The sequence below is a fragment of the Kitasatospora humi genome (assembly GCF_020907985.1).
Taxonomy (GTDB): domain Bacteria; phylum Actinomycetota; class Actinomycetes; order Streptomycetales; family Streptomycetaceae; genus Kitasatospora; species Kitasatospora humi.
This window is the reverse complement of the sequence record NZ_JAJJPA010000009.1, coordinates 72643-93965: the sequence shown is the minus strand read 5'-3', so window position 1 is coordinate 93965 and position 21323 is coordinate 72643. Positions and strand designations below refer to the sequence as shown.

24 protein-coding genes and 1 pseudogene are annotated in these 21323 nt (G+C 72.9%); 15 read left to right on the top strand and 10 right to left on the bottom strand.

Annotation, left to right across the window (positions count from 1 at the left end; translation table 11 throughout):
* Nucleotides 1–193 precede the first annotated feature (193 nt).
* A complete protein-coding gene (locus tag LN042_RS12250) occupies nucleotides 194–454 on the top strand; it encodes an SDR family NAD(P)-dependent oxidoreductase (protein WP_230051180.1) in 261 nt (86 codons plus the stop codon).
* Here the strand turns inward: LN042_RS12250 and LN042_RS12245 are convergent.
* Entirely contained in the window at nucleotides 426–1265 is an 840-nt protein-coding gene (locus LN042_RS12245; protein ID WP_230051179.1) for an alpha/beta fold hydrolase, read from the bottom strand. The two genes, LN042_RS12250 and LN042_RS12245, sit on opposite strands and share 29 nt — an antisense overlap.
* Nucleotides 1266–1380: 115 nt before the next feature.
* On the opposite strand from LN042_RS12245, the gene LN042_RS12240 reads away from it, so the two are divergent.
* On the top strand, nucleotides 1381–1833 hold the full coding sequence (locus LN042_RS12240) for a MarR family winged helix-turn-helix transcriptional regulator (protein ID WP_230051178.1): 453 nt from the start codon (nucleotides 1381–1383) through the stop codon (nucleotides 1831–1833).
* A gap of 20 nt (nucleotides 1834–1853) precedes the next feature.
* Here LN042_RS12240 and LN042_RS12235 read toward each other — a convergent pair whose 3' ends face one another.
* On the bottom strand, nucleotides 1854–3011 hold the full coding sequence (locus LN042_RS12235; RefSeq protein WP_230051177.1) for a DUF5954 family protein: 1158 nt from the start codon (nucleotides 3009–3011) through the stop codon (nucleotides 1854–1856).
* A 379-nt stretch (nucleotides 3012–3390) separates the two neighbouring features.
* Here LN042_RS12235 and LN042_RS12230 point away from each other — a divergent pair, with 379 nt between their 5' ends.
* The gene (locus LN042_RS12230; RefSeq protein WP_230051176.1) at nucleotides 3391–4104 is read left to right on the top strand and encodes a rhomboid-like protein; all 714 of its coding nucleotides are present in this window, start codon (nucleotides 3391–3393) and stop codon (nucleotides 4102–4104) included.
* Nucleotides 4105–4177: 73 nt separating this feature from the next.
* On the opposite strand, the gene LN042_RS12225 is transcribed toward LN042_RS12230, so the two are convergent.
* Nucleotides 4178–4624 (bottom strand): MarR family winged helix-turn-helix transcriptional regulator, encoded by a 447-nt coding sequence (locus LN042_RS12225; RefSeq protein ID WP_230051175.1) that lies wholly within the window; start codon nucleotides 4622–4624, stop codon nucleotides 4178–4180.
* Nucleotides 4625–4710: 86 nt separating this feature from the next.
* On the opposite strand from LN042_RS12225, the gene LN042_RS12220 reads away from it, so the two are divergent.
* A complete protein-coding gene (locus LN042_RS12220; RefSeq protein ID WP_230051174.1) occupies nucleotides 4711–5151 on the top strand; it encodes a hypothetical protein in 441 nt (146 codons plus the stop codon).
* Complete coding sequence (locus tag LN042_RS12215) at nucleotides 5148–6719, top strand: multicopper oxidase family protein (RefSeq protein WP_230051173.1); 1572 nt, start codon at nucleotides 5148–5150, stop codon at nucleotides 6717–6719. Before LN042_RS12220 ends, LN042_RS12215 begins: the two co-directional genes overlap by 4 nt.
* Before the next feature lie 48 nt (nucleotides 6720–6767).
* Here LN042_RS12215 and LN042_RS12210 read toward each other — a convergent pair whose 3' ends face one another.
* Nucleotides 6768–7226 (bottom strand): nuclear transport factor 2 family protein, encoded by a 459-nt coding sequence (locus tag LN042_RS12210; RefSeq protein WP_230051172.1) that lies wholly within the window; start codon nucleotides 7224–7226, stop codon nucleotides 6768–6770.
* Nucleotides 7227–8109: 883 nt separating this feature from the next.
* A complete protein-coding gene (locus tag LN042_RS12205) occupies nucleotides 8110–9201 on the bottom strand; it encodes a baeRF2 domain-containing protein (protein ID WP_230051171.1) in 1092 nt (363 codons plus the stop codon).
* Nucleotides 9202–9524: 323 nt separating this feature from the next.
* Here LN042_RS12205 and LN042_RS37995 point away from each other — a divergent pair.
* From LN042_RS37995 to LN042_RS12195, 3 genes and pseudogenes are all read left to right on the top strand, one after another.
* Nucleotides 9525–9809 (top strand): annotated as a pseudogene (locus LN042_RS37995) (STAS domain-containing protein); the annotation flags it as partial.
* Between the two features lie 133 nt (nucleotides 9810–9942).
* Nucleotides 9943–10347, top strand: coding sequence for a DUF2267 domain-containing protein (locus LN042_RS12200; protein WP_230051170.1), 405 nt, complete (start codon nucleotides 9943–9945; stop codon nucleotides 10345–10347).
* Between the two features lie 51 nt (nucleotides 10348–10398).
* Nucleotides 10399–10788, top strand: coding sequence for a DUF2267 domain-containing protein (locus tag LN042_RS12195; RefSeq protein WP_230051169.1), 390 nt, complete (start codon nucleotides 10399–10401; stop codon nucleotides 10786–10788).
* A 309-nt stretch (nucleotides 10789–11097) separates the two neighbouring features.
* Here the strand turns inward: LN042_RS12195 and LN042_RS12190 are convergent, their stop codons facing one another.
* The gene (locus tag LN042_RS12190) at nucleotides 11098–11934 is read right to left on the bottom strand and encodes an NmrA family NAD(P)-binding protein (RefSeq protein WP_230051168.1); all 837 of its coding nucleotides are present in this window, start codon (nucleotides 11932–11934) and stop codon (nucleotides 11098–11100) included.
* A gap of 82 nt (nucleotides 11935–12016) precedes the next feature.
* Between LN042_RS12190 and LN042_RS12185 the strand changes: the two genes are divergently transcribed.
* Complete coding sequence (locus tag LN042_RS12185; RefSeq protein WP_230051167.1) at nucleotides 12017–12961, top strand: AraC family transcriptional regulator; 945 nt, start codon at nucleotides 12017–12019, stop codon at nucleotides 12959–12961.
* A gap of 89 nt (nucleotides 12962–13050) precedes the next feature.
* Nucleotides 13051–13587 carry a chloramphenicol phosphotransferase CPT gene (gene cpt, locus LN042_RS12180; protein ID WP_230051166.1) on the top strand — a complete coding sequence of 179 codons (537 nt, stop codon included), beginning with the start codon at nucleotides 13051–13053 and terminating at the stop codon, nucleotides 13585–13587.
* Here the strand turns inward: cpt and LN042_RS12175 are convergent, their stop codons facing one another.
* Nucleotides 13588–14019, bottom strand: coding sequence for a nuclear transport factor 2 family protein (locus LN042_RS12175; RefSeq protein WP_230051165.1), 432 nt, complete (start codon nucleotides 14017–14019; stop codon nucleotides 13588–13590).
* 279 nt (nucleotides 14020–14298) lie between these two features.
* Here LN042_RS12175 and LN042_RS37235 point away from each other — a divergent pair, with 279 nt between their 5' ends.
* Both LN042_RS37235 and LN042_RS12170 read left to right on the top strand, forming a co-directional pair.
* Nucleotides 14299–14433 (top strand): hypothetical protein, encoded by a 135-nt coding sequence (locus tag LN042_RS37235; protein WP_283843685.1) that lies wholly within the window; start codon nucleotides 14299–14301, stop codon nucleotides 14431–14433.
* A gap of 294 nt (nucleotides 14434–14727) precedes the next feature.
* Nucleotides 14728–15150 carry a carboxymuconolactone decarboxylase family protein gene (locus LN042_RS12170; protein ID WP_230051164.1) on the top strand — a complete coding sequence of 141 codons (423 nt, stop codon included), beginning with the start codon at nucleotides 14728–14730 and terminating at the stop codon, nucleotides 15148–15150.
* Nucleotides 15151–15273: 123 nt separating this feature from the next.
* Here the strand turns inward: LN042_RS12170 and nadE are convergent, their stop codons facing one another.
* The gene (nadE, locus tag LN042_RS12165) at nucleotides 15274–16104 is read right to left on the bottom strand and encodes an NAD(+) synthase (RefSeq protein ID WP_308191795.1); all 831 of its coding nucleotides are present in this window, start codon (nucleotides 16102–16104) and stop codon (nucleotides 15274–15276) included.
* A 210-nt stretch (nucleotides 16105–16314) separates the two neighbouring features.
* Nucleotides 16315–17235 (bottom strand): NADP-dependent oxidoreductase, encoded by a 921-nt coding sequence (locus LN042_RS12160; RefSeq protein WP_230051163.1) that lies wholly within the window; start codon nucleotides 17233–17235, stop codon nucleotides 16315–16317.
* A gap of 250 nt (nucleotides 17236–17485) precedes the next feature.
* On the opposite strand from LN042_RS12160, the gene LN042_RS12155 reads away from it, so the two are divergent.
* Nucleotides 17486–18529, top strand: a complete 1044-nt coding sequence (locus tag LN042_RS12155) for an NAD(P)-dependent alcohol dehydrogenase (protein WP_230051162.1) — start codon at nucleotides 17486–17488, stop codon at nucleotides 18527–18529.
* Between the two features lie 38 nt (nucleotides 18530–18567).
* On the opposite strand, the gene LN042_RS12150 is transcribed toward LN042_RS12155, so the two are convergent.
* Complete coding sequence (locus LN042_RS12150) at nucleotides 18568–18741, bottom strand: hypothetical protein (RefSeq protein ID WP_230051161.1); 174 nt, start codon at nucleotides 18739–18741, stop codon at nucleotides 18568–18570.
* Nucleotides 18742–19250: 509 nt separating this feature from the next.
* Here LN042_RS12150 and LN042_RS12145 point away from each other — a divergent pair.
* Together LN042_RS12145 and LN042_RS12140 are read left to right on the top strand one after the other, a co-directional pair.
* Nucleotides 19251–20237: an SGNH/GDSL hydrolase family protein gene (locus LN042_RS12145; protein ID WP_230051160.1), complete on the top strand. Its 987-nt coding sequence runs from the start codon at nucleotides 19251–19253 to the stop codon at nucleotides 20235–20237.
* A 174-nt stretch (nucleotides 20238–20411) separates the two neighbouring features.
* Nucleotides 20412–21176 (top strand): maleylpyruvate isomerase family mycothiol-dependent enzyme, encoded by a 765-nt coding sequence (locus LN042_RS12140; RefSeq protein WP_230051159.1) that lies wholly within the window; start codon nucleotides 20412–20414, stop codon nucleotides 21174–21176.
* The last annotated feature ends 147 nt before the right edge of the window (nucleotides 21177–21323 follow it).

Sequence of the window (21323 nt, the reverse complement as noted above, 5' to 3'; positions counted from 1 at the left end):
GCTCACCGCGTCGAGTGCCGCCTGTTCACCGCCTCGAGCGCCGTGGCGGCGAACCGTTTGACCCCGTTGATCCCGATCATCATCGGCTGATCGGATCTGGGGGCACGATGACGGAGCGGCTCGCGGTGGTGTCGGGCGGCGGTACGGGGATCGGCAAGGCGATCGCGCGCCGGCTGGCGGCGACGGACGCCGGGTGGTGATCCCGGGGCGGCGCACCGAGGTGCTGGAACGGGCCCGCGAGGAGATCGACGCCGCGGTCGGCGCCGCCCGGGTGGTCCCGGTCGGTGTCGACCTGACGTACGCTCGGCAGGTCGAGGCGGCCGCCCGGCGGATCGCGCCGCTCGGCCCGGTGGACGTGCTGGTCAACAACGCCGGCGCCGTGATCCCCGCCCCCGCCGACGAGTCGCTGCCCGCCCGCCGCCCGTTCAACGGAGGTGCCGTCCCGGGGCGGTAGCGGCAGCCGGTGCCCCGGCCCGGCCCTGGCCGGCCAGGTGCTCCGCCGCGCGGGCGCCCCAGGTGCGGATGTCGGCGAGGTCGCGGGAGACGTGCACCCGGGCGTCGGGGAGCAGTTCGGCGAGGGCCTCGGCGGTGGCGACCGGGTGGCTCGGGTCGGTGTCCCAGGCCAGGACCAGCGTGGGGTGCGGCAGTTGGCGCAGCGCCTCCGGGTCGGGCAGGTCGTCGGCGGCGGCCGCGCGCAGTACGGTCGGCATCAGGCTGTCCGGCACGTCGAAGACGGGCGGGAAGTCGGTGTCGGCGAGGATCGGCGGCCGGCCCAGGCGCATGGCGGTGACCAGCGACGCCTTGCCCTGCTGCTCGACGGTCCGGGCGGCGGCGCGCAGGCCCTCGCGGCGGCTCTCCCGGGCCTGCCAGGCGACACCGGGCATGGCCAGCACCAGCCGGTCGAAGCGCTCGGGCTCCGCCAGGGCCGCGTGGAGCACGGTGGCCGCACCCATCGAGGAGCCGACGGCGTGGACCCGCTCGCCGGGGGCGAGGTGGTCGCAGAGCGCCCGGAAGTCGTCGGCGAGTGCCGGGTAGGCGTAGTCGGCCTCGACCGCGCGGCCGGTGGATTCGCCGTGGCCGCGGGCGTCGTACTCGACCAGGCGCAGGCCCGCGGCGGCGATCGGCGACCAGTCCAGGAACCCCGAACGCCGTTCGTGGTCGCGACTCGAGAGCGCGCCGTGGGCGTAGACCGCGAGCGGGCCGGTCCCGGTGCTGCGGTAGGCGAGCCGGGCGTGCGGGACGTCCAAAGTCTGTGAAGCGGGCACGGCGGCACGTCCTTCCCATGGCAAGACGAAAGATCAACAAGACCTCGATCATCATCAAAGCTTTGATGTTTGTCAACCAGCTGCCTACTCGCCTCGGCTTGTACCATCTGTGCTCATGGGAATGCCGGTCAGCGAACGCCTCGGAATCGACATCCGCCGCACCGAGCAGGAGCTGATGGCGGCGAAGCGGGCCGCGGTGGACCCCGCCGGGCTCACCGTGCCGCAGTACGCCACGCTCTTCGTGCTCGCCGGAAACGCCGGGATCAGCGGCGCCGCACTGGCCCGTGCCTGCAACGTCACGCCGCAGGCCATGGCCGTGGTGCTGAAGAACCTCACCGACCGCGGGTTGGTCGAGCGCGCGCCCCACCGCTGGCACGGGAACGTGCTGGAGACCCGTCTCACCGAAGCCGGCCGCGCCGCACTGGAGTTGGCGGACGCCCGGGCCAGCGCCATCGAGCAGGCCATGGCCGATGAGCTGACCGCCGCGGAACGCGAGCAGTTGCGCGCCCTGCTGGGCCGCTGCACGGCGGCGATCCAGCGTGCCGCCGAGGAGCAGCGCCCGAGCTAGGGCAAGCGCCTGCGTTCCCTTCAGTCCGTGGTCGGCCCGGTCCGCGACACGGCCGCCTCGTCCTGCGGCGCCCCCGCACGGCTCGGCGCGCCGCGCCGCGCCATCTCGGCCTCGAAGAGCTGCTGGAACTCCTTGGCCGGACCGTTCAGCACGATGGGCGAATCGTCGTCCGGATCGATGCCCTGGGCCCGCAGCTTCTGGTCCGCCACCATCACCGGGTCCTCCGGATCCGGGTCGGACGGGCGCGGCCCCTCCGGCCCGTCCGGGCCGAACCGGACCATCCGTTCGACCCGGATGATCCTCAGGAGCCGGTCCTCGACGGCGAGTTCGTTGCAGCCGGTGCTCTCCAGCAGTTCGGCCGCCGCCGCATAGGCCTCGCGCTGTTCCTGGGAGAGCCCGCGGTAGACCGGGTCCGCCACCCGCAGGTGCATCGAGAGCACGTCCCGGGCGCGGAACGGGGTGGGGCAGTCCACGATGCCGGCCGGAACCCACTTGCCCCACTGCCGCTCGGCGACCGAGAAGGCCGCGGGCAGCAGCACCACACCGGGGTGGGTGTGGCCGGCCGCCACCGCGTCCTGGTAGGTGGCGACCGAACTGCGGGCCCGTCCCGGGAGGAGTTGGATCAGGTCGGTCTTCAGGATGCCCTCGGACATGCCGGTCGGCACGGTGGGATCGAGCACGAAGCCCTCCGCCGGATCGGGGCCGCTCGCCCGGCCGCGCAGCCTCGGGTCGTCCGGGTCGTCGAAGTCGGTGGTGCGCGGCGGCTCGGGCCCGTCCGGACCGCTGCGGATGAAGCGCTCGACCCGGATCACCCGGTAGCGCCCGTCGAGCTCGACCTCGTCGAGCTTCTCCCATTCCAGCCGCTCGGCGATCGCCAGGTACCGCTGCTGCGCCTCGCCGTCGCCGCCCTCCGCCGCCTCGGCCGCCTGCCGGCGGGCCAGCATGCCCATCACCTCACGCGTTCCCTGAGGGGTGAGCTCCAGGCACGACACGAGCTGCCAGCCGCCCTCCTCGCGCTCCCGGCCCACCGCGTACATCGGAGTGCCCGCCGAGCGCAGGTCCGGGTATCCGTCACGCGCCTGCCATGCCTCGACGTCCGCGAGCTCCGCCACCGGGCCGTCCGGGGCGGTCACCCGGATGGTCAGGTAACCAGGAGCGCTGTCAGCGAAGTTCACCATGGCGGACATGATGGGACCGCCCTGCCCCGGTCCGCAGTCGAACGCCCCGCTTTTCCCCCGAAGGTGGCGCTACCGCCGGGTGCCGGCGTGCCACCCGCGACAGGTGCACGATCATCGGGAGTTTCCGGGTGCGACCGTCACTGGCGGCCGGCGTCATCGCCCTGGGCGTGATCGCCGCGGCCGCGCGGACCGGCCGGGGCGGCACAACGGTCGACGGCCCACGGGGTCGAGCAGCCCGCCGGCGAGGGTCCGACCGCCTGCCCGGTCGGTGACCTGGATCCGGGCCTGAGAGAGTGTGACGGTAGCTTTTCGGGGCGCACGGTCAGCCCGCGCGCCCTGAAGGCCTGCTCCCCGCACCCGACCTGGACGGTCCGCCGCCATGACCTCGCCCGCCCGACCGCGCCCACGATCCCGAGTCCGCCCCGCACTCGGCGCCATCCGGGCGTATCCGCGTCGCTCACCGCTGACCTTCGCATACGTCTGCCTGCTCCTGGTCACCCACGCCTGGGTCAGCTACGGCATGACGGCCGACCGATCCGCCGGGCTGCTGCGCTACTTCAGCACCAATCTGGACAACCTGACCGACCATCCGGTGCCCGCCCTGCTCGGCAGCGCGCTATTCTTCGACGGGACCCTCGTCGACGTGACCTCGATCGGCTTCGGAGGCACCTTCATCACCCTGGGGCTCGGCGTCTGCGGCTGCCTGGCCTGGGCGGAGCGGCGCTGGGGCGCGCTCCGCGCGGTCGGCGCGTTCCTCCTCGGGCACATCGGGGCCACCCTGCTGACCGCCGTGGTGATCGTGGTGGCGCTGCGGCACGGCTGGTACCCACCGACCGTGCGGCAGGCCGACGACTACGGCATCAGCTACGGCGCGCAGACCGTGATGGCGGCCGCGACGGTGGGACTGCCGCGCTGGGCCCGACTGCCGTGGGTGCTCTTCGTGTTCGCCTGGCCGCTCGGTGGCGGCGGCGACTGGCCGGGGCCGCTGCCGGAGTTCAGCACCGTCGGCCATCTGCTCTCGGCGGCGCTCGGGTTCGCCCTGCTCGCGGTCGACCCACTGCTCAGGAGGTCGCGCGAGCGCCGTCCCGGGTGAGGTGCCCACGTGGGAGCCGCAACCGGTCGCCCGCACGGCCTGCCGCACTCCGCCGTCGCCCGTCGTGCTGCCGTCACTCGCGGACCGGCTCCGGCGCCTGGTAGGTGAAGCGGCCCAGGAGTTCGCGGAACGGGTCGCGCTCGCCCGGCTCCAGGCACCTCAGCAGCCGTTCCTCCGTCCGCGCCGATGCGGCCAGCACCTCCGTCAGGGCCGCCTCGCCCGCCTCGGTGAGCTCGACGGCGTGCGCCCGGCGGTCGGTGGGGTGGGGACGGCGGTGGACCAGGCCGCGGGACTCCAGGCTGTCGATGTAACGGACCATCGCGGACTTGTCGGAACCCACGCTGTCCATCAGTTGGCGCTGCGTCCGCGAGCCGAGCATGCCCAGGTTGATCAGCACGCCGGCGTGGACGTTCTCCAACTCCAGCGGACGCAGCTCCTCGGCGAACATCCGCGCGGCCCGCAGATGGGCTTGTCGCAGGGTCAGTCCCAGCGGAGGAAGGGGCGTCTGATCGTCGGTCATAGGAACAGTATAGGATCCCATCGAGATCATCTCATCTGAGACTGTCTCTGTGGGGACTGTATTCCTGCCACCATTCGGGGGTCGCAATGCCGCTCAACCCTGCCCCGCCGCGCTGGCCGCTGATCGCCCTCCGGGTGACCGCGGGCCTCACGGCGCTGCTCGCACTCACCCAACCGTTCCTGGCCGGCGGCTTCCTGCAGGGGTACTACCCGCTGCTCGACGCCCACCTGATCGCCGCCATGATCCTCGCCACCGCGGTGCTGCTCAGCGTCATCGCCGCCGTGCCGGCCTGGCGGCTGGCCGGCCTGCCGCACCGGATCGCCGTGCAGTACGGGATCCTGCTGCTCTGCTGCGTGGCGCAGATCAGCCTCGGCTTCTCGCGCGTGCTGCTGATCCACATCCCCCTGGGGGTGGGCATCTTCGTGATGGCCGAGAAGTTCGCCGCCGACGTCTTCACGTTCAAGCCGGCCGCCGCTGCGGCGATGGCTCCCGCGGCGGCCACCGCCGAACCGGCGGCGGCGAAATGAGCGGCGGCCTGACACGACGTCAACTCCTGGCCGGCGGAGCGGCGGTGCTCGGTGCCGGGGTTGCTATCGGCGCCCCGCCGCTGCTCGACATGCTGATCCCCGGCGGGCAGCCCGGTCTGCTGCTGAGCAGCAAGGTGCCGCTACCGCCGCGCTACCAGGCCGAGTTGCCGATACCCGCGGTCCTACAGCCGGTGCGCGGCGATGCCACCACCGACTACTACGAGATCACCGCCCGCCCGGCGGCGGCCCGGATCCTACCCGGTCATGACACCGAGGTCTGGGGCTACCAGGGCACCTTTCCCGGCCCGACCATCGAGTCCCGCTCCGGGCGGCGCACCGTCGTCACCCATCGCAACGCGCTGCCGCACGCCACCGCCGTCCACCTGCACGGCGGCCACACCCCGCACGACAGCGACGGCTACCCACTGGACCTGATCAGCTCCCAGGGTGGCGGCGACGCCACGGCGGCGATGAGCGGGATGGCGGGCATGCCCGGCATGAGCGGCGCCACCTTCCAGCCGCAGCGCGACTACACCTATCCGATGGACCAGCGGGCCGCCACGCTCTGGTACCACGACCACACCATGGGATTCACCGGCCCGCACGTGTACCGCGGTCTGGCCGGCTTCCACCTGGTCCGCGACGACGAGGAGGCCGCGCTCGGCCTGCCGCACGGTCCGCGCGAGCTGCCGCTGATGATCGCCGACCGCGCGTTCGCCGCCGACGGCTCCTTCGCCTACCCCGCACTGGACGCCGACGAGGGCAGGCCGGGTGTGACGGACGCCTACATGAACGGCGTCCTGGGTGACGTCATCCTGGTCAACGGCGCGCCCTGGCCGGTCACCCGGGTGGACCGGGCCCGCTACCGGCTGCGGGTGCTCAACGCCTCCAACGCCCGCCGCTACCGGCTGGCGCTCGACCCCCAGCCGCCCGGCGGCGGCGGTCTGCTGCAGATCGGCTCGGACGGCGGACTGCTGGAGCGCCCCCTGGCGCACGACGCGCTGGAACTGGCACCCGCCGAACGCTTCGACGTGGTGGTCGACTTCGCCCGCTACCCGGCCGGGACGAGCGTGCGGCTGGTCAACCGGCTCGGCAGCGGCTCGACCGCCGAGGTGATGCGCTTCGACGTCGGCGGCGGTGGCGGCCCGGACGACTCGCGGGTGCCGGCCAAGCTGTCCGCCATCGAGCGACTCGACCCGGCCAAGGCGGCGGCCACCCGCACCTTCGTGTTCCAGAAGTCCGCGCAGAACTGGACCATCAACGGCGACGAGTACCGACCCGGGCGCTCGCTGGCCTCGCCGAAGCTCGGCCAGGTGGAGGTCTGGCGGTTCGTCACCGACTTCCACCACCCCGTCCACCTGCACCTGGACCCGTTCCAGGTGGTCAGCCGCAACGGCAACCCGCCGGGCCCCTACGACACCGGCTGGAAGGACACCGTGGACGTCCTCCCCGCCCAGGGAGTTGAGGTCGCCGTCCGCTTCACCGACTACGCGGGCCGGTTCCTGCTGCACTGCCACAACCTGGAGCACGAGGACATGGCGATGATGGCCGAGTTCACCACCACGTGAGACGGCCTGCCGGGTCCCCGGTCAGCCACCGGGGACCCGGGGCGCGTCTCAGCGCGAAACGCTCGCCAGCAGGGCGAGGTTGCCGGTCTGCCAGACCTTGGTCATCACCAACCCCGCGATCCGCCAACCCGATTCACTGTGCACCAGGTCGAAGCGGTAGCGGCCGCCCAGCGTCCACATCGGCCCGTCGGCCGCCTTGGCGAGCACATGGGTGGCCTGGAAGTTCGCGGTGACCACGGCGGCGTCGCCCTCGATGGTGACCAGGTGGTTGGTGAGCAGGTGCTGGGTGGCGTCCAGGGCTCCCAGCAGATCGCGCCAGGCGCCCACCAGGGCGTCGGCGGGCAGCTCGGCCGGCTCGCCGCCGTTCAGGCTGGTGTAGTCCACGCGCACCTTCTCCGCGAAGACCCGGCCGAGCAGCTGCTCCCATTCGCGCTGGTCGGTGTGCCAGCACATCCGCGTGCAGGTCTCGACCACTGCGAGCCGGTCACGCAGGTCTTGGTCAATCATCGTGCCTCCCCACCGTTGACGCCCCGATTGATGGCAATGCCGCGCCGGTCGGACCCTCCGGACCAGGGCGGCGCGACGGCCAGCAGATGAGACATTCCGATCTCCAGGTGAAAGATGGTGGCCCGACCGACCGTCCGCCGATCGGTCACGCCGGTGCCGACGACAATTCCGGGCACAGCGTCCCGACGCGGTCGTTCCCGACTCCGCCCTCGCTCGGACGGGCGACGACATCGACGGTCGGGAACCGCCCGGGCGGAACGGTGGTTCAGCCCGCGAACGCGACGCCGACGGGTCTGCTCACACCGAAGGCCGCCGGGCGCCCGTGGCACCCGGACCGGTTGGCGGCGAACTCGCCCACGGCGAAGCGGATCTCGTTCATCAAGGCAACCGTAGGTGGACGGACCGGGTTTGAAAACACCGGTCCGTTCGGCCGAGACCGTTGTGCACTCCCCGATCCGGCGCCGTCCGCCACCGCGGCGGCACGCTCGGTCACGCCCGATCCCGCTGCGACCAGCGGCCCTATGCGGATCGAACGATTGTTCGCTGAGTCTCGAACGCCGCCTCCCGGCCGATTCTCTGGGCCCGCACTTCGGCAGGTATGCGACCCACTCGGGGGCCTGACCGGAATCAGCCCCGTCGGCCGCGCCCTGGATCCGCTGGTTCCGACCGCGCGGGGCAACCGGGAGCGGGCGCCACCATCTCCGTGGCAGGCATCGGCAGGCCACGAATCCGACCAACTCCATTAGGCCGCAGGTGCGCTGACGGCATCTCAGCGTTGCCACGGCTGACGCCCGCCCGGTTCCGGGCCAACGACTCCAGGAGCGGCTCCAGGACCGGCCGCTACAGGCTCGGGGCCGCGCGCGGGCGCCCACCCGGTACCGGCTCAGTCGACGCTGCGGCGCAGCAGCACGGCGATCCCGTCGGGGAACGGGAGCTCCTCGCGCGGCACGACGACGAGTTCCGCCTGTGTTCCGGCCGCTGCTCGGGTCACCGCGGACCCGGCGTCCTGCTCCCAGTAGTAGTCGATCCCGAAGGCCCGTAGGTCATCGGCCGACCGGGCCAGGTCGGTGGGTGCACCGCCCACCCAGAGCGGCGGGGTCTGCTGCACCGGGCGGTTGATCAGCACGGTCCGGGCCTGGCCGCGCTGCAGGGCCGCGACCGCCGCCGTGAGGCCCTCGCAGGCCTCCGGGTCGCGGGCCCGCTGTGCCTGGAACGCGTCCAGTTGCTGCCGGTCCCGCTGCGGCAGCCGGTCGGTGAACACCGCCTCCAGTTCGTCCTCCAGGACCGCCCGCCCCGGCTGCGGGTAGTGGTGGTGGCCGTTCTTGAGTCTGACCAGGCGGTTCTTCAGCCAGTTCGGTGCGAGCCTGATCATGGTGTTGGCTGCCCAGGGATCCCCGGCGAGCAGGATCTCCTCGGTGCCGCCGGATTCCGCGGCGCCGGCCAGTTCGGCGAGGAACTGCTCGGCTTGCTGCGGCCAGCTGTCCACCGGGGTCCGCCAGCCCGGCGTGGCGGCGTTGACCCGGCCCATCGGCCAGTGACCGATGTCGTACTCGATGTCGAGCACCTCGCCGCCTCCCGCGGCCTCCGGCAGGTGGACGCGGCGGATCGCCACGGCGGCGTACGGGAGGTCCGGGGCGTGCTGGAGCACGAGGGGCAGGGCGTCGGGCAGTGCACCGAAGCAGGCGCTGTCGCGGACGGGCGGATCGGGGAGGTACTCGGTGAGCAGCAGGCGGCCCGCGGCGGCGAAGACCGCCTGCCCGTGCGGCCCGGCGATCTCCCGATCGGTGCCCAGGACGCTCTCGACGGCGTCGACGGTGGCTTCGCCGGCGTCGTGGGCGAGCAGGCTCTCGCGCAGGTGGCGCCAGCGCCGTTCGATCGCCCGGTCGGGGTCGTCGATGTCGCGCGAGGTGTCCAGGTAGACGGACGCCACCGGATCGGCCGGGGCGTACAGCGGATTGAGAAACTGCAGCTTCACGGCGGTGCTCCTCGGCTGACAGCGGCGGGGCGGGCGTTCGAGCGCCGCTGTGTGCTCTCGGTCAGAGCGGGTGACGAGCCCGCTCGCCGCAGCGGATACCCGGCCCGCGCCCGCCGACACGGGCGGGTCAGCCGACCGCTCGGGACCGGACGCACCCGTTCCGGGCACGCGCGGTGGCGGAAGGCGAGCCACCCTCCGCGGGCCCGAATCTTCACCCTGCTGGCGGTACGCTCCGGTCGGTTCCATGGCCGGCGGATCGCGTTCAGCCGCCCGTGGCGGCCTTGCCCTCGCCCGTCTGCCGGTGTCGGTGGTGTCGGCGTGGCATGAAGTACGCCGACGAGCGGCGCCACCAGGTCGGCAGCGCCTCGGTGCCGAGGGCGGCCCGGGGATCGCGGGGAGGCCGTGCAAGGCCCGCGCCCGCCGGCCGCCGCGGGTGCGGGCCGGCGGTGACACCGAGCTCGCCACCGCCGGCGCCACCACGCCGCACCGCGCCCCCCGCGGCCGCGCTGGCGGCGCACCGGGAAGTCGTGCTCGACTTGTCACGAGTGACATTGATGGATTGCTCGGGCCTCGGAGCCCTGGTGGCGGCCCGCAACCCCGCCGACCGGCGGGACGGGCGGCCGGGCCCGCGCGGCGCGGGCCCGCGAGCGGTGCGGCTGCTCGAGCACACCGGCCGTCACCGGCGCCCGCTGCCCGCGGTGGCCGGCGCCGCCCCGGAAGCCCGCGCGAAGGGAGACCGTGGTGACTCTGCGATGGGAAGCGTTCCTGGACCAAGTCCAGGAACGCGGCGAATACGACACGCACCAGGAGGCCGAACGCGCGGCGCGCGTCGTCCTGGCCCTGCTCGGCGCCCACCTGCTCGGCACCGTGCGCTCCGACCTGGCCGCCCGCCTTCCCGAACACCTCGCCCTGATCCTGCTCAACCCCCTCGCGGCCGCCGAACCCCTCAGCCCCGACCGGTTCGTGCGCGCCACCGCGGCCTGGATCGAGGGCGCCACCGAGGCCACCGCCCTGTGGGACATCGGCGCCGTCCTCAGCACGGTCGCCGACGCCGCCGGCGACCAACTCACCCAGCGCGTGCTGCTCCAACTACCGCCCGGGTACGACCTCCTGTTCGGCCGCCCGCAGCCCGGCCAGCGCCCCTGACCCGCTCGGCGCCGCCGCCACCGGCCGGCGCCCGCCCGGAAGGCCACCCCCATGACCCGGTACCGCCGCCTGCTCAAGCAGGTCCGCACCAATGGTCGCTACACCACCGGTGAGGAAGCCGAACGCGTCCTCACCGCGGTCCTGGCCGCCCTCGGCGCCCAACTCACCGGCGACGAACGCAGGGAGCTCGCGGCCGTGCTCCCCGACCGGGCCCGCGCCGTCTTCGCCGCCCAGCTCCCGCTTCGCGAGCCGGTCGCCGCACCCGCCTTCGTCGAAGCCGTCGCCCGCACCCTCGACACCAGCCTCACCAGCGCTCGTTGGGACGTCTCCTCGGTCCTGACCGCGCTCGCGGACGACCACCTCACCGACCGCCTCCTGGCTCGCCTCCCGCGCGGCTACGCGCTGCTGTTCGGCCGCGCCGACCTGACGGCCGCCGCCTGAACACCGGTGCCCGGCCCCGGCCCTCGGAGCACCCAGGGGCCCCGGTCGGCCTTCGAAGCACCCGCCCGCTCCGTCGGCCTTCCGGACCCCGTCGCACCGTCGGCCTTCCGAGCCGCGCCGGCACCCGCCCACGCCCGGCGACGCCCTGCCGCCCTCAGGACGCCGCCGTGTGGGGCCGTTCACCGTCCGGCTCAGCGGTGATCCGACCAGCCGACCAGGACCGGTGCCGCGGGTGCGGGTGCGGGCAATTCCGGTCACTGGACGGCGAGTCAGCCGGCCCGACTCATCCGATCCGGTGCACCGGCGCGCTCAACTCCACGCTCCGGCCGCCGCGGCCTGCGCCGCGAAGGCTTCGAAGGTCCGGGCTGGACGCCCGAGCGCCTCCTCCACACCGTCGGCGACCCCGACCCCGCGCCCGTCCCGCACCGCCACCAGCAGGCCGGCGAGGAGGCGCGCAGCCTGTTCCGGGACTCCGCGGGCGAGTTGGTGCCGAATGAACTCCTCGGGCTCGATGTCGACGTGCTGGACCTGCCGACCGCTGGCGCGTCCGATGATGTCGACCGCCTCACCGAAGCTGAGCGCCCGCGGACCGGTCAGGTGGTACGTCCGCCCGCTGTGCTTCTGGTCGGTGAGCGCCGCCGCGGCCACCTCCGCGATGTCCTCCGCGTCCACGAACGGCACGTGCCCGTCGCCGGTCGGCAACGCCAGCGTGCCGTCGAGGATCGCGAGTCGCCAGAAGGTCTCGCTGAAGTTCTGCGCGAACCAGTCCGGCCGCAGGATCGTCCACTCGGCGCCGCAGGTGCGCACGGTCTGCTCAACTGCCTTGAGGGGGTTGCTGTCGTCCGCCTCGCCGACGGCGTTGCCCGACAGCAGCACCACCCGGCGCACGCCCGCGGCCGCCGCCGCGCTCACGAACCCGCGGACGCCCGCCCGGGGATCGGAGTTCACCGCCATGTCGGGCTTCAGCACGTAGACGGCACCGACGCCCTCCAGTGCGGGCGCCCAACTGGTGGGCTGGTCAAGGTCGAACCGGACGTCAGCACCCTTGCGCGAAGCGGTGCGGACCCGGTGGCCGGCGGCGGTCAGCCGACGGGCGATGCGGCGACCGGTCGTTCCGGTGCCGCCGAGGATGAGGATCTTTTCCATGTCTCCAGCCAACTCCGCTTCCCCTGGACGATCCATGGGAGACCGTCGCTGATCCATGTGTGATCGTCTAACGTTGGCCACCATGGACGTGCTGAGCGATCTGCTCCACCGGGCCCGGGCCAGGAACGCGACGGTCAGGCAGCTGATCCAGCGCCCGCCATGGTCGTTGACGTACGCCGACGGGCCCGCGCTCACGGTGGTGGCGACGCTCGGTGGTCAGGCGTCGATCCGACTCGACGATGTTCCGGGCGCCGCCGCCTCGCTCACCGCCGGTGACATCGCCCTGATCGGCGATGTCGGCCGGTACACCGTCGCCGACGATCCGGCCACCGCCGCGCAGCTGGTGATCCACGGCGGCGGCCGGAAGCAGATCGTCGGCGACGGCCCGGCGGTGCAGGCCACCCTGCACAACCTGGCGCCACGCACCTACGGTGACGGTCTGCCGGGCGCCACCGTGCTGCTCAGGAGCACCTACGACCTCCACGGCACCGTGGGCGAGCGGCTGTTGAGCATGCTCCCGCCGCTCGCCGTGGTGCCCGCCGGGCCCAGGACGCGGGCGGTGCTGGAGCTGCTCACCGGCGAAACCGCCCGTGACGAGCCCGGCCAGGACGGCGTCGTGCGCCAACTGCTCGACGTCGTCCTGCTGATCGCCCTGCGCGCCTGGTACGCCGGGCCCGCGGCCACCCGCCCCGGTGCGTGCCTCGCGTTGGCGGACCCGGCGATCGGCCAGGCCCTGCGCCTGCTGCACGAGGATCCGGGCCGCCGCTGGACGGTCGCCGGGCTGGCCGCCGAAGTCGGCATGTCCCGCGCCGCCTTCGCCGCACGCTTCAGCCACCTGGTGGGCGAGCCGCCGCTGGGCTACCTCACCACCTGGCGGATGGCCCTGGCGGCGGATCTGCTGCGGGACACCGACTCGACCATCGCCGCCGTGGCCCGCGAGGTCGGCTACGCGGATCCCTTCGCGTTCAGTGCGGCGTTCAAGCGGGCCCGGGGCATGAGTCCGTCGGCCTGGCGGCAGGTCAGCTGAACCGGGGACATCCGCGGGCCGGTTGTGGTGGCGCCGGCAATCTCACCGGGCTTGGGGGCGGCGTGGCGGGTGCGTCTACTGTGGCCACCGTGAAAACTCAGGTCATCGTGCTCAACGGCGGTTCGAGTTCCGGCAAGACCGGGATCTCCAAGGGCCTCCAGGCAGTGCTGCCGGTGCCGTTCCTGGCCTTCGGCATCGACTCGTTCATCGACTCGCTGCCCGCTTCGCTGCAGGCGTCGGGCGCCGGCATCGAGGTGGCGGCGGACGGTGGAGTGGCCGTCGGCGAGGAGTTCCGCCGGCTGGAGGCGGCCTGGATGGCGGGCGTCGCCGCGATGGTCCGGGCGGGTGCCCGGGTCATCGTCGACGACGTGTTCCTCGGTGGGGCGGCGTCCCAACGGCGGTGGCGGCAGGCGCTCGACGGGCTGGCCGTGCTGTGGGTCGGGGTGCGGTGCGACCCCGAGGCTGCCACCCGCCGGGAGTTCCTCCGGGGCGACCGGATCACGGGAATGGCCGCGTCACAGGCCCGGGTGGTGCACCAAGGCGTGGTCTACGACCTGGAGGTGGACACCACCCGCACCGAGTCCCTGCCGTGCGCGCGGACGATCGCCGCGTCGCTGGTCGACTGATCACCCGGCCGGCCGCCCGGTGGGCGCCTGCGCGACCAGGGCGTCGTACCAGTGCTGGGTGTCGGCGTACTCGCGCATGCTGGTGATGCGGCCCTCACGTACGGTGAAGACACCGCTGTTCTTCTGCCGGTAGGGCCGACCGGTGCGGCCAGTGGCCCAGGAGTCCCATTCGACGAAGACCTGCTCGCCCTCACCGAACAGGTTGGTGACCCGCAGGCCGACCTCGCACTCGGGGTCGAGGTGGGCGTAGGCGGTGGCGAGGAAGCCGTTGATCACCTGCTCCCGGCCCTGCCAGAGGCCGGAGATCGGCAGTTCTCCGGCGTACCAGCAACTGCCGTCCTCCGCCCAGGAATCCTCGACGGCCTGCTGGTCGCCGGCGGCCAGCGCGTCGAAGTAGCGGCGCACGACGTCCTTGGGCTGGCTGGTGTTCATGGGGGCTCCGCCTTTCCCGCGTGTCTTTCCCGTCCGTCCTCGCCCCAGAGTCAACCGGACCCGGCGCCCGTGACCCAGACGCAGTCCACAGCTCCCAGCGATCACGAATCGTGATGACCGGCCATGGGCGTCCACCCAGGAGCACCGGTCACCTCATGCGGCGTCAAACCTTCGAACGACGCTGGGCATTCGGCGGCAGACAGTCTCGTTTCGACGTTCACCAGGGCGAGTTGGACGACCTGACCGCCGAGCGGGTCCAGGCCGACGGAGTGCTGGAACTTGGTGACCGCGCAGGTGCTGCCGCGTTCCGACGAGGCGCCGGTCGGCGAGCTCTTCGACTACGGCTGCCGGGTGTTGGACACCATGCGCTACCTCGACGGTCCCTGCATGTACGAGATCACCCCGGTGGCTTGACGCCCGGTGCCACGGCCCGGTGGCGCGGTGTCCCGGTGGTGGGGCGAGCGCGGGGAGCGGAACGGAGTCCACGCGGCCGCTGCCGACGACGGCCGGGACCGCAGGGCGCGTGCCGGGCGGACCATGACCGGTGTCCGGTCGGCGGCCCCGGGGATTTCGGGTTGCCTTGGAGTGCACTCCAACTCATATGGTCTCCGTACTGGGCAGGAGGTGCCTGACCAGGACCGATGGGCCGGCGCGGTGTGACGGGACGTCGGATCGCGGATCGGTCAGACAGAGGGAACGGAGTACGACATGGCCGTCGGGGACGTGGGCGCGCAGACCCGCCAGGACCGCTTCGAGCGGGGTATGGAGGTGCTCGGTGCAGTGGACGGCGAGGTCGGCGAGAAGGTCATCAGCTCACTCGCCGACATCTCTCCGGAGCTGGGCCACCAGGTGGTGGCGTGGGGTTTCGGCGAGATCTACAGCCGCCCGGGCCTGGCGCCGCGGGACCGTCAGTTGGTCACCCTGGGCATGCTGACGGCGCTCGGCGGCTGCGAACCCCAGCTGGAGGTGCACGTCAACGCGGCGCTCAACGTGGGGCTGACGCCGACGGAGATCGTCGAGGCGCTGCTGCACTCGGCCGTGTACTGCGGTTTCCCCAAGGCCCTGAACGCGACGTTCGTGGCGAAGAAGGTCTTCGGCGAGCGTGGCCTGCTGCCCGTCGAGGCGCAGTAGGCAGTGCCTCCGTGGGGCAGCCGGGTCGGAGGATGCCGTCCGGCTCCCGACCCGGCTGCCGACCTACTCGGCTCCCCATCCGGCTGCCGACCCGGCTCCCGACCCGGCTGCCGGGCAACCGGTTCAGGGAGCGATCGGCAACTGCCGCTTGTGCTCGGTGAGCCGGTACCGCCGGACGATGGCCGCGAAGGAGGCCTCACCGACCGGCTTGCCCTCCAGGAAGTCGTCGATCTCGTCGTAGCTGACGCCGAGCGCCTCCTCGTCCGGCTTTCCGGGGGCCAGCGTCTCCAGGTCCGCGGTCGGGGTCTTCCAGACCAGGGCGGCCGGCGCACCCAGCGCCTCCGCGACGGCCCGCACCCGCCGCTTGGTGAGGCCGGTGAGGGGGATCACATCGGCCGCGCCGTCACCGAACTTGGTGAAGAAGCCGGAGACCGCCTCGGCGGCGTGGTCGGTGCCCACCACCAGCCCGTCGTGGGCACCCGCCACGGCGTACTGGGCGACCATGCGCTGGCGCGCCTTGATGTTGCCGTGGACGAAGTCCTGCTGGTGGGCGTCACGGAAGACCGTGCCGCCGGCCAGCACCGCAGCCAGCGCGGCGTCGCTGGCGGGCTTCACGTCGACGGTGAGGACCCGGTCGGGCCGGATGAAGTCCAGCGCCAGCTGCGCGTCCTGCTCGTCGGCCTGGGTGCCGTACGGCAGGCGCATCGCGAAGAACTCCGCCTCCCGGCCGCCGGCCCGCACCCGCTCGACCGCGAGCTGGCACAGCCGGCCCGCGGTGGTGGAGTCGACGCCGCCACTGATGCCCAGCACCAGCGAACGCAGGCCCGTGGCGGTCAGCTGCTCGGCGAGGAAGGCCACCCGTCGCTCGATCTCCTGCCGCGCCTCGAAGGAATCGCCCACCTGGAGGCTCCGGGCGATCTCCCGCTGCACGGATATGGACGCCAGCTCGGTCACGGTTGCTCCTCGGTCGGGCCGCTGGGCGGGGGTGGACACGCGCCGTCGGAGTGGGCCGCGGCCGCGTGCCAGGGGACGGGAGCACTCTAGTGGCCCCGTGAACGCGGCGCCGGGCCCCCTTCTCCTCAGCGGTCCACCGCGGGCCGGCGTGGCGGCTCGGAGCGCCACGGCGAAGCGACCGCCGATCAACTCGGTCCGGGCGCCGGACGTTCAGGGAACGATCACGATCTTGCCGCGGGTGTGGCCGGTGCGGCTGGCGTCGAAGGCCTCGGCGGCCTTCTCCAGCGGGAAGGTCGCGGAGACCTCGACGGTGAGCGCGCCCAGGTCGGCCAGGCCGGCCAGTTCGGCCAGCTTGGCGCCGTCCGGGCGGACCCAGACCCAGTGACCCCCGTGCTGCTCGACGGCGGGGTCGGCGATCGATGCGTGCCGGCCGCCCGGCGCCAGCACCGCCAGGCTGGTCTCCAGCTGCCCGCCGACGAAGTCCGCCACGGTCGACACTCCGCCGGGGACCAGCGCCCGGACCCGCTCGACCAGTCCCTCCCCGTAAGCCACCGGTTCGGCGCCCAGGCCGCGGACGAAAGCGTGGTTGCGCTCGGACGCGGTGCCGATCACCTGCGCCCCGCGAGCCGCGGCGAGCTGCACCGCGAGGCTGCCCACTCCGCCGGCGGCACCGTGCACCAGCAGGACGTCGTCGCGGTCGACCGCCAGCCAGTCCAGGGTGCGCAGCGCGGTCAGGCCCGCCAGCGGGAGCCCGGCGGCCTGCGCCCAGTCGAGGCCGGCCGGCTTGCGGGCCACCGCCGACGCGTCGACCGCGACGTACTCGGCGAAGGTGCCACCGTGCACCGTCTCCTTGCGGGCGTAGGACATCACCTCGTCGCCGGGTGCGAACTCGGGCACGTCGGGGCCGGTCCGGACCACGACCCCGGCGACGTCCCAGCCGGGGATCACGGGGAAGGCCGCGTCCATCAGCGGGTCCAGGCCGCCCGCCATGAGCTTCCAGTCCACCGGGTTGACCCCGGCCGCCCGCACCGCGATGAGCACCTGGCCGGGGGCCACCTTGGGATCGGGCAGCTCGCCGTAGCGCAGCCGGGAGTTGTCGGGGGCGTACGCGTCGTAGCTCACCGCGCGCATGAAGGGACCTCCAGGTGGCCGGGTCTGCTGATCTGTCGCTCCGTCGACCGCATCGGGCACGGTGGCGCCGCGGCGGCGTGCTGCCCGGGTCAGGGCGCCGCTCGTCAGGCTATGCCGCCGGGCCCGGCACGACACGGCGGCGCGACCCCTGCCGCAAATGTTGAAAAAATGAACAGTGGTCAACCTGTAGTAATGTCGAACGCGAGTACCCCGAGCCACGCAGCACCACACTCGTCACAACGGAGGACCTGTGCCCAGCATCAAGGCGTACGGCGCCACGTCCGCGACCGAACCGCTCGTCCCGCTCACCATCGAGCGCCGCGAGGTCGGGCCGCGCGACATCCAGATCGAGATCCAGTACAGCGGGATCTGCCACTCCGACCTCCACACCGTGCGCGGCGAGTGGGGCGACCGGCCCTACCCGCTCGTCCCGGGTCATGAGATAGCCGGCGTCGTCACCGCCGTCGGTTCCGAGGTCACCAAGCACGCCGTCGGCGACCGGGTCGGCGTCGGCTGCATGGTCAACTCCTGCCAGGAGTGCGTCAATTGTCGCCGCGGCCAGGAGCAGTACTGCCTCGGTGAGACCGTCTTCACCTACGGCTCGGTCGACCGGGACGGCACCATCACCCAGGGCGGCTACGCCACCCAGGTGGTCACCGACGAGAACTTCGTCGTCCGCATCCCGGACAGCCTCCCGCTGGACGCCGCCGCGCCGCTGCTCTGCGCCGGCATCACCACCTACTCGCCGCTGCGCCGCTTCGGCGCCGGCCCGGGCAAGAAGGTCGCGGTGGTCGGCCTGGGCGGGCTCGGCCACCTGGGCGTCAAGCTCGCCCACGCGATGGGCGCCGAGGTCACGGTGCTGTCGCAGTCGCTGCGGAAGCTGGAGGACGGCAAGAAGCTGGGCGCGGACCGCTTCTACGCGACCAGCGACCCGGCGACCTTCGAGCAGCTGGCCGGTGAGTTCGACATCGTCCTCAACACGGTGAGCGCCAAGCTCGACCTGGACGCCTACCTGTCGCTGGTCGCCAGCGGCGGCACCATGGTCAGCGTCGGCGCCCCGCCGGAGCCGCTGTCGCTCAACGCCTTCTCGTTGATCTCGATGGGCCGCAACTACGCCGGTTCGATGATCGGCGGCATCGCGGAGACCCAGGAGATGCTGGAGTTCTGCGGTGAGCACGGTGTCACCGCCGAGATCGAGCTGATCCCGGCCGACGGGATCAACGCGGCGTACGACCGGATGCTCGCCTCCGACGTGCGCTACCGGTTCGTGATCGACACCGCGACGCTGGGCTGACGCCGACCGCGCCGCACCTGCCCGACCGACCGGACGCTTCACGACGTGCGGTCGGGCCGGGCCGGGCGCCGTCCCTCCACCGCCCACCGCGCTCCTGACTGCCCGTCGGGGGAGCCGCAGGAGCGGATCGGGCGCAGCAGGGCGGGAGCCGCCGCACGGCGCTCGGTGGTGCGCTCGGCCGACCAGGCGGCCGAGCCGCCGTGCGCGAGCATCAGGGTGAACTCCCGGACCTGGACCTCCGCGCGGGCGGCGGCGGTGTGCCGGTCGTTCCCGCAGCCGGTCGTCCCCGGCGGCCGGCCGTCCTCCGCGAGGGCCCTGCTGATCCCCTCCGCGTGGAGCAGCCGGCCGTCAGCTCCTCGGCGGGGCGCTGCGGGCGGCCCGCGACGAGCCGGTGGTCCTGCGGCGGTGACGGTGCCCCTGGTTGCGGCCGTGCCCGGCGGCCTCCCAGAGGGCGACGGGACGACCGGCTGCCGGACGGCGCGGCCTGGTTGCGAACGGCTGCTGCGGTGCTCCCGACGCCCCGGGACCGGGGCGCCGGGCACCTCGCGTTCCTCCACGAGGTGGGGTTCCGTCGGAGAACGGGGAGGGTGACGCGCGCCGATGAAGGTGACGTGCCGTCATTTCACCCGGCCGGGCTATCAAGTGGGTCACGGTTCCTGCCGATCCTCCTCGTGGGAGGGGGTGGTCCGCACTCTCCCCGGCGCTTTCTGGAGGTGCGACCGTGGCTCGTTTCCTGTCCCGCCTGGCCCTGGCCGGCACGGCTGGTCTGCTCACCGTCGGTCTCGCCGTTCCGCCCGCCCAGGCCGTGCCCGACCGCACCGCCACCAGACCCGCCGACCGCAGCGGCCCCCTGACCTGGACGGCGCTCGGCGACTCGTACAGCGCCGGCGTCGTCCAGGCGACGGGCAACGAGTTCGAGGCGCCGCCCGACGGCTGCGCCCGGACCACCGGGTCCTACCCGGAACTGCTCCGCCACAGCCTCGGCTCCGCGGTCGTCTTGCGCAACGTCACCTGCAGCGGTGCCACGATCGCGGGGGTGTACCGGAGTTCGCAGGTACCGGCGGGGCGGCCGATGCCGCCGTTGGGCACCGATCCGGATGCGCCGTTCGCGCCGGTGCCGCCGCAGATCGACGCCCTCAGCCCGCAGACCAAGGTGATCACCGTTGGCATCGGCGGCAACACCTTGGGCTTCATCGACATCCTCACGAGCTGCCTCGAGCTCGGGGCCGTCAGCCTCGGCCAGGGAACGCCGTGCGAGGCCAAGTTCGGCGCCGGCATGAGCGGCCGGCTGCAGCAGGTCAGCACGGAGTACGACGCGATGCTCACCGCACTGCACGCCAAGGCCCCGCACGCCAGGATCGTGACCGTCGGCTATCCGCACCTGTTCCCCGAGGACGCCTCACGCTGCCACTACGGCGACTTGCTGGAGTTCGGCACCATCACGACCGGCGACCTCGCCTGGGCGCGTACCGCCGTTCTGGAGCGCCTCAACGCCGTCATCCAGAAGGTGACGGGCGCTCACCGCGACACCTTCGTCGACCTCTACCCGTCGACCGCCGGCCATAGCGCCTGCGACCGTGCCGACGGCAACAACTGGGTGGACGGGCTTCTCAGTAGTCTCGTCCCACTGCGCTACGCCTATGTGCACCCCAATGCGAAGGGTCAGGCCCATGCGGCCGAGCGGGTCAAACCCGCGCTCCTCTCCTGAGCTGCGCCGGCGGGACGCTCGGCGAGCCGGCACCCGCACCCACACCCACACCCACACCCGCACCCGCACCCGCACCCGCACCCACGGTGAACCGCCACCCGTCTGCCGTCGCCCGGTGCCGTCGTGAGACGCTGCGCAGGGAGAAAGACCAGCGTATGACGGAGAGGCACCGCATTGACCACCGCCATTGACCACCGCGCCGCCGTTGCCGCCGAGACTGCCGCGTTCGTCGAAGCCGTCAGGTCGGCCGACCTGGCCACCGCCGTGCCGACCTGCCCCGGCTGGGCGCTGAGCGATCTGGTCCGGCACGCCGGCAGTGTGCAGCGCTGGTTCGCCACGCTGCTGCGCCAGCGGATCCAGGAGCAGCCGCGCAGCCGGGACGTGGACCTGAAGCTGCCCGCTGACCCGAAGGCCCTGCCCGGCTGGCTGGCCGACAGCGCCGTCGAGGCCGCCGATGCGTTCGCCACCATCGAGTCCGACGCGCCGATGTGGGCCTGGGGCGCCGACCAGCATGCCCGGTTCTGGGCCCGCCGGATGCTCTTCGAGACCCTGGTGCACCGCGTGGACGCCGAACTCGCCCTCGGGCTGAGCCCGGTGATCGACCGCCGGCTCGCGGCAGACGGCGTGGCGGAGTTCCTGGTGAACCTGCCGTTCGCCGCTCTCTTCGCCCCCGGCACCGCCGAACTGCGCGCCGCCGACCGAACCATCCGGTTCAGCTGCACCGATGGGGACGGCGACTGGCTGGTCCGGCTGCGCCCCGACGGTTTCGGGATCGACCCCGAGGCCAGCAACGCCGACCGCGCCGATGCCACCGTCCAGGCCCCGGCGGCCGACCTGCTGCTCCTGCTCTACGGGCGCCTCGACCGCACGGCCCCCGGCATCCGTGCCGGCGGCGACGGGGCGCTGCTCGACCTCTGGTTCGCGCACTCCGCGTTCTGAGGTCCAGCACCACTCGGCAGCTCCCGGCGCTGATCGCCATGCCACGTTCCGTGGCAGTGAGCGGGATGAGCGCCCGTGCACTGGCACGCCCCGGCCGGGCTTGTGCGCGCTGGTCCCCGGCGCACTCGACCCCGGGACGGCGACACG

Excerpts from the sequence above, each read along its gene's own strand:
- LN042_RS12160 (WP_230051163.1), bottom strand. The coding sequence starts at position 17,235 with ATGCGCGCGGTGAGCTACGACGCGTACGCCCCCGACAACTCCCGGCTG.
- LN042_RS12225 (WP_230051175.1), bottom strand. The coding sequence starts at position 4,624 with ATGACCGACGATCAGACGCCCCTTCCTCCGCTGGGACTGACCCTGCGA.
- LN042_RS12240 (WP_230051178.1), top strand. The coding sequence starts at position 1,381 with ATGGGAATGCCGGTCAGCGAACGCCTCGGAATCGACATCCGCCGCACC.
- LN042_RS12175 (WP_230051165.1), bottom strand. The coding sequence starts at position 14,019 with ATGAACACCAGCCAGCCCAAGGACGTCGTGCGCCGCTACTTCGACGCG.
- LN042_RS12195 (WP_230051169.1), top strand. The coding sequence starts at position 10,399 with ATGACCCGGTACCGCCGCCTGCTCAAGCAGGTCCGCACCAATGGTCGC.
- LN042_RS12170 (WP_230051164.1), top strand. The coding sequence starts at position 14,728 with ATGGCCGTCGGGGACGTGGGCGCGCAGACCCGCCAGGACCGCTTCGAG.
- LN042_RS12190 (WP_230051168.1), bottom strand. The coding sequence starts at position 11,934 with ATGGAAAAGATCCTCATCCTCGGCGGCACCGGAACGACCGGTCGCCGC.
- LN042_RS12185 (WP_230051167.1), top strand. The coding sequence starts at position 12,017 with ATGGACGTGCTGAGCGATCTGCTCCACCGGGCCCGGGCCAGGAACGCG.
- LN042_RS12150 (WP_230051161.1), bottom strand. The coding sequence starts at position 18,741 with ATGCTCGCGCACGGCGGCTCGGCCGCCTGGTCGGCCGAGCGCACCACC.
- LN042_RS12215 (WP_230051173.1), top strand. The coding sequence starts at position 5,148 with ATGAGCGGCGGCCTGACACGACGTCAACTCCTGGCCGGCGGAGCGGCG.
- LN042_RS12235 (WP_230051177.1), bottom strand. The coding sequence starts at position 3,011 with ATGGTGAACTTCGCTGACAGCGCTCCTGGTTACCTGACCATCCGGGTG.
- LN042_RS12220 (WP_230051174.1), top strand. The coding sequence starts at position 4,711 with ATGCCGCTCAACCCTGCCCCGCCGCGCTGGCCGCTGATCGCCCTCCGG.
- LN042_RS12230 (WP_230051176.1), top strand. The coding sequence starts at position 3,391 with ATGACCTCGCCCGCCCGACCGCGCCCACGATCCCGAGTCCGCCCCGCA.
- LN042_RS12210 (WP_230051172.1), bottom strand. The coding sequence starts at position 7,226 with ATGATTGACCAAGACCTGCGTGACCGGCTCGCAGTGGTCGAGACCTGC.